Origin of the sequence: Microcoleus sp. CAWBG58 (assembly GCF_020883045.1) — a bacterium.
GTDB lineage: Bacteria > Cyanobacteriota > Cyanobacteriia > Cyanobacteriales > Microcoleaceae > Microcoleus.
Window position 1 is genome coordinate 1 of sequence record NZ_JAHRFA010000148.1, and the last position, 8,457, is coordinate 8,457.

At 44.9% G+C, this 8,457-nt stretch carries 11 protein-coding genes; 3 read left to right on the plus strand and 8 right to left on the minus strand.

Annotated features, from left to right (window positions below; genetic code table 11):
* The first annotated feature begins 123 nt into the window (after window positions 1–123).
* Window positions 124–1,401: an RNA-guided endonuclease InsQ/TnpB family protein gene (locus QZ918_RS32340; RefSeq protein ID WP_293343015.1), complete on the plus strand. Its 1,278-nt coding sequence runs from the start codon at window positions 124–126 to the stop codon at window positions 1,399–1,401.
* 351 nt (window positions 1,402–1,752) lie between these two features.
* Window positions 1,753–2,076, plus strand: coding sequence for a DUF3155 domain-containing protein (locus QZ918_RS32345; protein ID WP_293144355.1), 324 nt, complete (start codon window positions 1,753–1,755; stop codon window positions 2,074–2,076).
* A 327-nt stretch (window positions 2,077–2,403) separates the two neighbouring features.
* Here the strand turns inward: QZ918_RS32345 and QZ918_RS32350 are convergent, their stop codons facing one another.
* The 4 genes from QZ918_RS32350 to QZ918_RS32365 form a co-directional block, all read right to left on the minus strand.
* Window positions 2,404–2,562, minus strand: a complete 159-nt coding sequence (locus QZ918_RS32350; protein WP_293343018.1) for a hypothetical protein — start codon at window positions 2,560–2,562, stop codon at window positions 2,404–2,406.
* Between the two features lie 426 nt (window positions 2,563–2,988).
* On the minus strand, window positions 2,989–3,525 hold the full coding sequence (locus tag QZ918_RS32355) for a cofactor assembly of complex C subunit B (protein ID WP_293343021.1): 537 nt from the start codon (window positions 3,523–3,525) through the stop codon (window positions 2,989–2,991).
* Between the two features lie 673 nt (window positions 3,526–4,198).
* Window positions 4,199–4,591 (minus strand): PadR family transcriptional regulator, encoded by a 393-nt coding sequence (locus tag QZ918_RS32360; protein WP_293144339.1) that lies wholly within the window; start codon window positions 4,589–4,591, stop codon window positions 4,199–4,201.
* Window positions 4,592–4,994: 403 nt separating this feature from the next.
* Entirely contained in the window at window positions 4,995–5,198 is a 204-nt protein-coding gene (locus tag QZ918_RS32365) for a DUF751 family protein (protein WP_293144336.1), read from the minus strand.
* Window positions 5,199–5,249: 51 nt separating this feature from the next.
* Here QZ918_RS32365 and QZ918_RS32370 point away from each other — a divergent pair, with 51 nt between their 5' ends.
* Window positions 5,250–5,432, plus strand: a complete 183-nt coding sequence (locus tag QZ918_RS32370; RefSeq protein WP_293343024.1) for a hypothetical protein — start codon at window positions 5,250–5,252, stop codon at window positions 5,430–5,432.
* A gap of 152 nt (window positions 5,433–5,584) precedes the next feature.
* On the opposite strand, the gene QZ918_RS32375 is transcribed toward QZ918_RS32370, so the two are convergent.
* From QZ918_RS32375 to QZ918_RS32390, 4 genes are all read right to left on the minus strand, one after another.
* On the minus strand, window positions 5,585–5,944 hold the full coding sequence (locus QZ918_RS32375) for an ISAs1 family transposase (protein ID WP_527250466.1): 360 nt from the start codon (window positions 5,942–5,944) through the stop codon (window positions 5,585–5,587).
* Window positions 5,945–6,230: 286 nt separating this feature from the next.
* A complete protein-coding gene (locus tag QZ918_RS32380; RefSeq protein ID WP_293343027.1) occupies window positions 6,231–7,511 on the minus strand; it encodes an IS1634 family transposase in 1,281 nt (426 codons plus the stop codon).
* The gene (locus tag QZ918_RS32385) at window positions 7,495–7,932 is read right to left on the minus strand and encodes a DUF4277 domain-containing protein (protein WP_293343033.1); all 438 of its coding nucleotides are present in this window, start codon (window positions 7,930–7,932) and stop codon (window positions 7,495–7,497) included. The genes QZ918_RS32380 and QZ918_RS32385 overlap by 17 nt, the downstream gene beginning before the upstream one ends.
* Window positions 7,933–8,014: 82 nt before the next feature.
* The coding region (locus QZ918_RS32390) for an IS1634 family transposase (RefSeq protein ID WP_293343030.1) at window positions 8,015–8,457 on the minus strand (443 nt) is incomplete at its 5' end.

The following is an 8,457-nucleotide window of genomic DNA, read 5'->3' on the forward strand; positions in this document are numbered from 1 at the left end:
TTAAGTTCGTGTGTTTTTTGAGCTTAACGTAAAAAGTGCCTTTTTTTTGCATTTTCGGTGAAAATTTCAGGGACTTTTTGTCTCTGCTCGGGGAGAGTCCCTGTTCCAAAACTGTCCGAAGTATTGTTAATTTGCAGTATTGCTACACCAAGGGAACAACCTGAATATTACGGGCAAAAACGTTCTCTCGTTCTTCTAAAAAAAGAACGAGATTGGTATGGCGATATTCATGCTGATGTATTGCAGGATATGGTGAAACGGGTTGACCTTGCATTCTCTCGATTTATAAAGGGAGACAGCAAAGGAAAGCATAGCGGTAGACCTCGTTTTAAGGCAAAAAACCGTTATAGGACTTTTGCTTTCCCACGAGTAAAAGCAGACTGTATTCAAGACAATCAAATCACTCTACCAAAGCTAGGTGCAATCAAATTCATCCAGCATCGTCCTATCCCTGATGGGTTTGTAACTAAACGTGCCTTGGTCACGAACAAAGCCGATGGTTGGTATGTCACCTTAACCCTAGAAGATGTTTCTGTTCCAGATAGTCTCACGGATAAAATTGTCGCAACGGTCGCTAATAGTTTAGGGATTGATGCAGGGCTTGAATACTTCGTAGCTTGCTCCGATGGCACTATGGTTGAGCCACCCAAATTTTTCCGTAAGGCTGAAAGCCAATTGGCTAAACTCCAAATCAAAAGGGAGTTGTGGCTCAAAGGTGGGAAAGCTCGACGTAAATTAAATATCCGTGTGGCAAAGCTACATCAACGCATAGCTAGACAAAGAAAACAATGGCATTTTGAAATAGCTGGGAAGCTGGTCGATAAAGCTGAAGTCATCTTTGTCGAAGCACTTAAAGTTTCTAATATGTCCCGACGCAATAAGCCCAAGCAGGATGGAGACGGAACGTTTTTACCCAATGGGCAAGCGGCAAAATCGGGTCTCAATAAAAGTTTTGCTGATGCTGGGATAGCTGGATTCTTAAACGAAATTCTTCCGTACAAAGCTGAAAAAGCTGGGCGGTCGGTTCGTAAAGTAAATCCAGCAGGAACGTCTCAACATTGTGCAATATGTCTGAATCGAGTTCCAAAAGAGTTGGGCGATCGTTGGCATGAATGCTCTTGTGGCGCATCAATGCCTCGCGATCTAAACTCTGGAATCTCGATCAAAAAAGTGGGGCTGGGCATCTCCCTCACTATAAAACGCGAAGGTCGAAAGACTGGAGAAGCCCGCGCTCTACCTGTACGAGCGGTGAGCGTCGGGAGTATGTCACCTTTCACAAACACAATTGCTTTAAAGCCCCGCCTGCATAGCTTCCACAGAGTCCCAAGCTTGGCTGCTGCCGGAAGTTGCGGCCCACTTTACCACAACCGCTGCACTTTTGTCGATCGGCACGAATGTTAAGATTATGTCGATATATTAAAAACAGTTGAACTTTAGAGCTAGAACGGATATACTGGCCTCGGATTTGGTAGCTATCATTACCTAAAAATTGGATCGAAAGCCACGTCCGATCGGGACAGGTTTGATGATTGAATCATACATTGTTGATTCGCCAGATGTAAAAATCCGGTCTCAACTCTACGATCCAAAAAAAATCTGAGATAGGTTGGGGCATCAACCTAGGATACTCGGCAATATTAGAAAAGCTGTTTGAATCCTGAATCCCCACGTCTTTAGGGCTGGGGAGTATGTCAAAACCTGTCTGCTCATACTGTCTGCTCACACTGTCTGCTCACAGAGGAGGTAAAGAAATTGGCCAGGAGACGCAAGCGCAAAAGTCGCCGCCGACAAGAAGGACGCAGAATTTTAGAGTGTGTGCCTCAATATAGCATCGAGAGCGGCGAAGATAAACCCGTAACAGCGGCTCGCAAGTTCATCCATGCCGAAGGCATTGCTCCCCCAGCTTTACTCTTAGTCAAGCGTAACGAGCATACCACCGACAGATACTTCTGGGCTGAAAAAGGTTTGTTCGGAGCCCAATACGTAGAAGAGAACCATTTCTTGTTTCCCAGCTTAAAGGTGATGCTGGAAGCAACCGCAGAAAAAATTCCTGCGGTGTCCGCCAGTCGCGCATAGATCGTGTTTAGATCGAAACATTGACAGCAATGTTTTTCTAGCTCTTTTAACAAAAGCGCGAGAGTTCTCATTGTCTGGAGAGTGCCAACTGAAATTTACGCGAAAAATCCTTGGGAAGTTAAGGTATAAGGAGCCATCGCAACAGGATAGATCGTCAAGAAAGGGCGATCGGCACAATTGGCACTCTCAGGATAATGGTTTTTTTTGACTCTGCCCAAAAACGGATACAAGCTCGGAATCGAGTCGCGAACCACTCGCAATTTTAGACGAAAATTAAAGCTCCCAGATTCATCTGTAGAATAAATCTCAAATCTCAAATCTCACAATCTAAAATCGTTTGACTGTGACAGTCGATCGAACTTTCGGGCCAACCAGAGAACTGCCCGCAGCAATCTGTTTGTCGGCTCGAAGTCGAAGCACGGCATCTAGCATATCAAAAAACGTTCCGCACCAAACTTTTAACAAGGCAGACGGGAATTTCCCCACTATACCCTACTCGGTTAGTGGGGGATGAAAGGCGTGTGAGTCGTACCCGACGAACAAATAGATAATTGCTCAGTACAAACATTTCGAGAATTGGTACAATCGGTTTGGAGGTCGATCACCCCGCGCGGCGTCTAAAAGGCCGCTGCAATCGAGCAAGCGTAAGTACGCTTCGCACTATCCACTAAAAGAAATCCGCCACTGGATACATCAAACGCCATGTGGGTTTCCGACTAAAAATATTTCTGCCTTCGGAAAGAGGGCGGCTGCCTGGACATCGTGCAAGGGATGTGAGAGTCAGGGCAAGACGGCTTGTCAAACCTCGCTTACGCTGCGTAAGACCTAAACGTAAGCTTGCTTGTGTCGAGGCGATGGCGGTTGAAACAGGAAGCCCCTGTCATAGCGGTAATCCGCTTGACGGTGGGTAATTCACTCTTCCAGCGGTTTCAAATTTAAAGCTTTTTGCATAGTTGCTAGTTCGTCGCGGTGAGCTCTGACAGTAACAAAGCTCTTAGTTGGGCTTTCCGAGTCAGCAACTGATTCAAGTTTGAGAAGGACTTGCTCGGAACGTCCGGCTTTTTTCCAATAAAATACTCCCGTCAAGGGCGACAGCAGTACCAAACCTAAGAAGATTTGACCTTGCTGCGGTACTAGCATTCCCAAAACCAGTCCCAAGCAGAGAGCCCCGCCTGCACTCAACAGAGTTAAAAAGACAGCTAAAAACCAACTCGGCCGCACAAAACCCTCAAAAGTGACTTTATAGTTGGGGGCATCAACCGCTGCAACTCGGTAAGCCCTAGAAGCAAAATACTCTTGTAGCTGGGTTAACAGTGACTCTTGGGCGCTCTCGGAAGCAAGCTTGACCTGTTCGATGCGATCTTTGACTGAGGCCTTGATGAAGAAAAACAAGCCAACCGCCAACAGCAGCGTCATCACAAAGGTTGAAGAAAGAACAGTAGTATCCATCGGTAGAAGTTTGTGTAATTGAAATTCTCTACTATTACTTTACAGAAGTTTACACAAGAAAACGATCGAGGACTTACGCAGACACTTTTTAACCCAAATTCTCGGCAAGCTTTCTAGCAATGCGTTTTTCTCCCCATCACCCAATTCCCATATCTCCCCATTATCCTTAATTCTCAAGTGACAATGCGTAAGTCCTGACGTATTGACACTCTCCGGGCTTTAGCCACGGAGATTCTTAAGACCACAATTTGAGTCTTAAAGGCGCTGACAAATCGCCTCTACACGCTCAAAACAACTACTACAGAAGTATTGCAATTGCGCTTACTTTGATCTTTTGATACTTTCAGAGTCCATCACGCCCGCCAGTTAGGTACGCTCAACAATTCACTATTGCTTGTTTAACCAGACTACGATCGAGTCGAGGCGAGCTAAATCAGGAGTTACACATGAGTGAGATTGTTTCAACACGTAGATGGTTGTTCTTACTTGCCTTTCTAGATATTCTAACGCGAAGCCGTCGAGCGAAGGAGGGGGCTTCAGACCCATTTTGTTGGTGAATCGCTACTCTAATCGCTGTGCGGCGGCGATGCTGGCAAAGCGAAGACAATCCGACAATTCGCTTTGCTAGTAGCACCCGCATCTCAAGGGTTTAGGCATCCGATTTCAACGCCTGCTAACCCGTGTGACCAGTTTCTAAGGCACGGGGACGACGGCCAGACGCGCCGTTTCCCTGACCGATGTACTCGTGCCACAGACGAGCCAGGTCTTGAGCTTGATGCCGCCACTCAGGGAGGATTTGATACATCCGGCGGGGGCGGCCGCGTCCTTCTACTTTTTTCCAGTAACCGGTAATGACGGCTTCATCTTCGAGAAATTTCAAAGCGCTGTAGAGGACGGTATCAGAAAGTCGGTAGATGGGAAATTCCCTTTCTAGTTGTCCGATGAGTTCTGTACCGTAGGAATCTCCGCGCAATAACACCGAGAGAATGTAGCACACTGCCAGTTCCTTGTTTAGATAAACAGGAGGTGGGTCTTGAAAAAATTGATAGATATGTTCAAATTTCATCTGTCTTGTCCGCTGGAAACTCTCGTGATACCGTCAGGTTAACGGGAGAGGAAAGCGGGGCGGGGTGTGCCGCTTCCTAAGGATTAAGTGGGAGTGGGGGAAACAGAGGTGCAGTATTTCCCCAGTTGTGTTGATAGCCGGAACTGTTGTGCTGCACTTCGGTAATGTTTGCTTGCGCCAAGGTTGAGGAGCGCTCACATAACTAGGGTAACTTTACTTCCTCTTCCAATCTATCGCAGCGACTATTGCCAATTGCGCGATCGCACGGAAGAGTTGCACTTATTTCGGGGGTTAGTGTTTCAACTCAAACTCAGAAGTCGCAACCCCCAAACCCTCTACGTTACTGGTTTGTGGGCTATGGTTTGTCAGAGTTCGCCGGCTTTTTCTGGCAGAAATTTTGCCTTTAAACCGGACTCAGACCTAACATGGCGCGCAGTGTAAAAGTTAGAAACACAAAAGTCGCTACAATCGAAGTAATCAGGGCGATCGCAGTTGCCGGTCGATCGAGCAGAGGTTTGAGTCGCTCGAACAGGAAAAAAAAGATTCCCAGACACACAGTAATCAAAAAACGAGGGTAGCGAGAGATGTTATTAATGAAATCTTGCATGAGCACCGGTGGGGTAAAGTGTTACAGCTCTATCTTTGACTGGTAACACTTGTGAGCGAGTTAGACAATTTTGGCACAGCCGGAGCTAAATCTGCCGATCGGGCGATCGGGCATTTTTCAAGGGCGATGCTAACATATATAATTCTAACGAAAAGTTTTGTGAGAGCGATCGGGTCTGAGTCTGTTCAATGCCGGAACGCGACCTCCGTTCAACAGTTGACCTGGGACAGTTGACCGGGGACAGTTTGAGAGCGACCTCTACCTATAAGTCCGAGGATTGGAGTAATGAATAGTCTGATTTTAATTTCTCCCTCAAAGCGTTCCGGCTTTCAACCAATTCTTTCTGGTAACGAATGAGAGAAGTCAGGGTAAGCGCATCTCAAAGCCTATTGACAACAGGGTCTTGAGGCATCATCATGTGGAAATAAACAACTAGCGAGAACAGTCAGCATATAGTTATTATCCATAGCAGCCCGATGGGATTTTTGACGATTGCTACGTTTATAAGATTTCTCCAGGTTTAAAGCATTAAGAGCCAGGCGTCGCAGTAATGCTAAGTTTTGTGGTCCGTGACCTGTACGGACACGACAAGCATCTTCATTCCAGGTAACATCTAAAGTCCAATGCAGACTATTTTCAATACCCCAATGCAGGCGGATAGCTTGTGCTACTCGCTCGGCATTACATCCCACATTCCGCAGATGTGGGTCGGATTTTTTTATCAGTTGTGAAAACTTGGAAGCCAAACGCTTTTGGGCTGAAATGATGCAGTGTTAGCGTCACAAAATCTTGTTAAATTCAGCTAAATTAAGTAATTTGAAATAATTGACTTTTTCTCACATATTCACATTGCTTTTTATCGTGGTCAATCATTGTTTTTAAGCAAGACGATTTATGCCAAGAGCAAATTATCTTGACTAATCAATGCAAATTATCCATAAATATCTACACCTCGAACTTAATCGTTATTCACTTGAAAACATTAAATACTGTCCGTTCGCTCATTTTGGAAAGATGTGACGGAATTAAGGCTTATGGGGCTTGAGATGTAGGTGGTAAATGGATTCTGGCAATTTGAGCAAAAAAAAGTATCTGTCGGTGAAGAGCCGAAAGCGTCGTAACAACAATGGAATTTTCGGGAAATAAATAGAGGTTAAGGTTGTCGAAAGCCTTCAATAATTGCTCAGCAGAAGGTCGCTCTGTAGCTCTTTTAGGATTGCCAGCATAAAGCCCCGCCAACTTTTGTTGGGAAGTTTGCAAAGCCAATCGAACGATAAATTCTATCAAGGTAAACACCCTTAAAGCTAGGGTGAGCAAGAACATCAATCCCACGATCCGATCTTGATTTTGGAAGTAGATGGGTAAAGCTGGTAACTGACCGCGTTTGAAACGATGAAAGCCTCGTTCAACAATCCACTGATCTCGATAGTAGGAAATAGCTTGGTTAAGGCTAAGGCGAGCTATAGGCGCATTGGTGACATACAATCGCCAACCAGCCAATTGCTCTGCTTCTGCAATGGCTAAAATTTGGCGTTCGCTCTCAAGCGTTAGCTCTATCTGAGTCACTTCCTTAGTTGGGGATTTTGCTGATGGACGACCCTTCTTAACATAGCTAGTTCTGATATTGGTTTCGATTGTAGTTGTTACTATTAAAAACTCTTTGACCCGATGCCGTTTGAGAATGGCTGCTACTTGAGCATTTAACACCTCTAAATCTTCTCCAGGACTCTTTTTCAACTTTTTTAGTGCAGTTTCAGCTTTATCTAGTCGTTCATGTAATCCTCGAATCTGAGCGGTCGCCAAGACGTGAGAGTAAGCAACGAGATAACGTTCGTGCCATTTCACCAACTTATTAGTATCTGGATTGAACCAAGTTTTTCCTAACTCTATCTCGAACCCTTTTCCCACAGCAGGTTCATCTTCTTCTTGTCTTGGCAATCTAATATCTACACTTGCCGATGGTGGGTTAAGAACCCATTGCTTTAGTAAGTCAGGATTCTGCCCAGTTAGAGGCAGGGGAAAACAGTAAATACCGCCTGCATCAGCTATAGTCGCACGCGTAGCTATTGCGGCGGCTTTGCAATCAGCTAAAAATACAAAAAGTTTATGTCCAATCACCTTTGCCATTCTTTGCCAAGCTGGCCAATACAATGAATCATCAGCCCCATTTCCAGCTAAAGTCTCACTGACTAACGGTATTCCAGTAGGATCTAATGTTCCCAACATCTGACGGTATTGTAGTAGGTCGGGGCGTTTATCTTTGGAATATCCATGGCGCAATAGACTATCTGCCTGACTATTCAATCTGCCCATGATTCACTCCAAAGCAGGTAGTGTCTAGTCTTGCTACCTCGCTGGGTAATTCATAGGCTCGAATTAGATGCTTTCCTAACTTTTGTTCAATTTCTTGGCAAGCCTCTGGCTGCAATCCAAATTGTTCTAATACACGGGCTAAACGGTCGTCTGTGGCATCTTTTTCCCCAATACACCAGCCTGTAACCAGTTCTAATGTTTTTCGATGGCTGTTGACCCAACTTTCTGCTGCACACAACCGATGATCTGATTGGCTAATCATGTATATCAACAACAATACGCTTAATTGACCATAACTTAAGCCCTGATGATTGCCATGGGGCTGTTTTAGTTGTTGGTCTATCCACTTGGCTATCTCCATTTGCTTGAGTAACGATGCAATTAGTGGAATGTCGTCTATCCGCTCTGAACTAATTTCCATCTCAAGCAAATGGCAATCTCAAAAATTGCTCTCTAGCCTACCTTGCCTCAGACACATCCTGATAGGCTTACCCCGCCAGCTTTTAATTCCCCTTACCTGTTTGAAATGAGCGAACGCACAGTAAATAGTATTGACAGCAATACTTTCCTAAATGCCGCAAAATATCTTGAAGTTCTTGGGTTAAATTACTGACCTGCTTCGCTCCATTTATCGTCACTAAATGCACCGCCTGAAACATCTGATATATCCAGCGCATTGTCGGCTTATTAGTCAATTTCTTTACCTGATTTTTCACTTGCTCGTTGGTAGCTGATAATTGTTGTCTCAATTTCCTTTGCGCCAGGTTATATACCAACAAACACAGTCCCACGATCATTCCAATTGCTTCAACTCGCTCCGGCTTTTTCACGAATACACTCGAAGTAAAAAATAAAGGATCTTTGATAAATCTAAATCCTCTCTCATTACTTTGCTGCGCTTTGTATTCCGATAATACTTCTGAATTACTCACTGCTTCAGTATCTA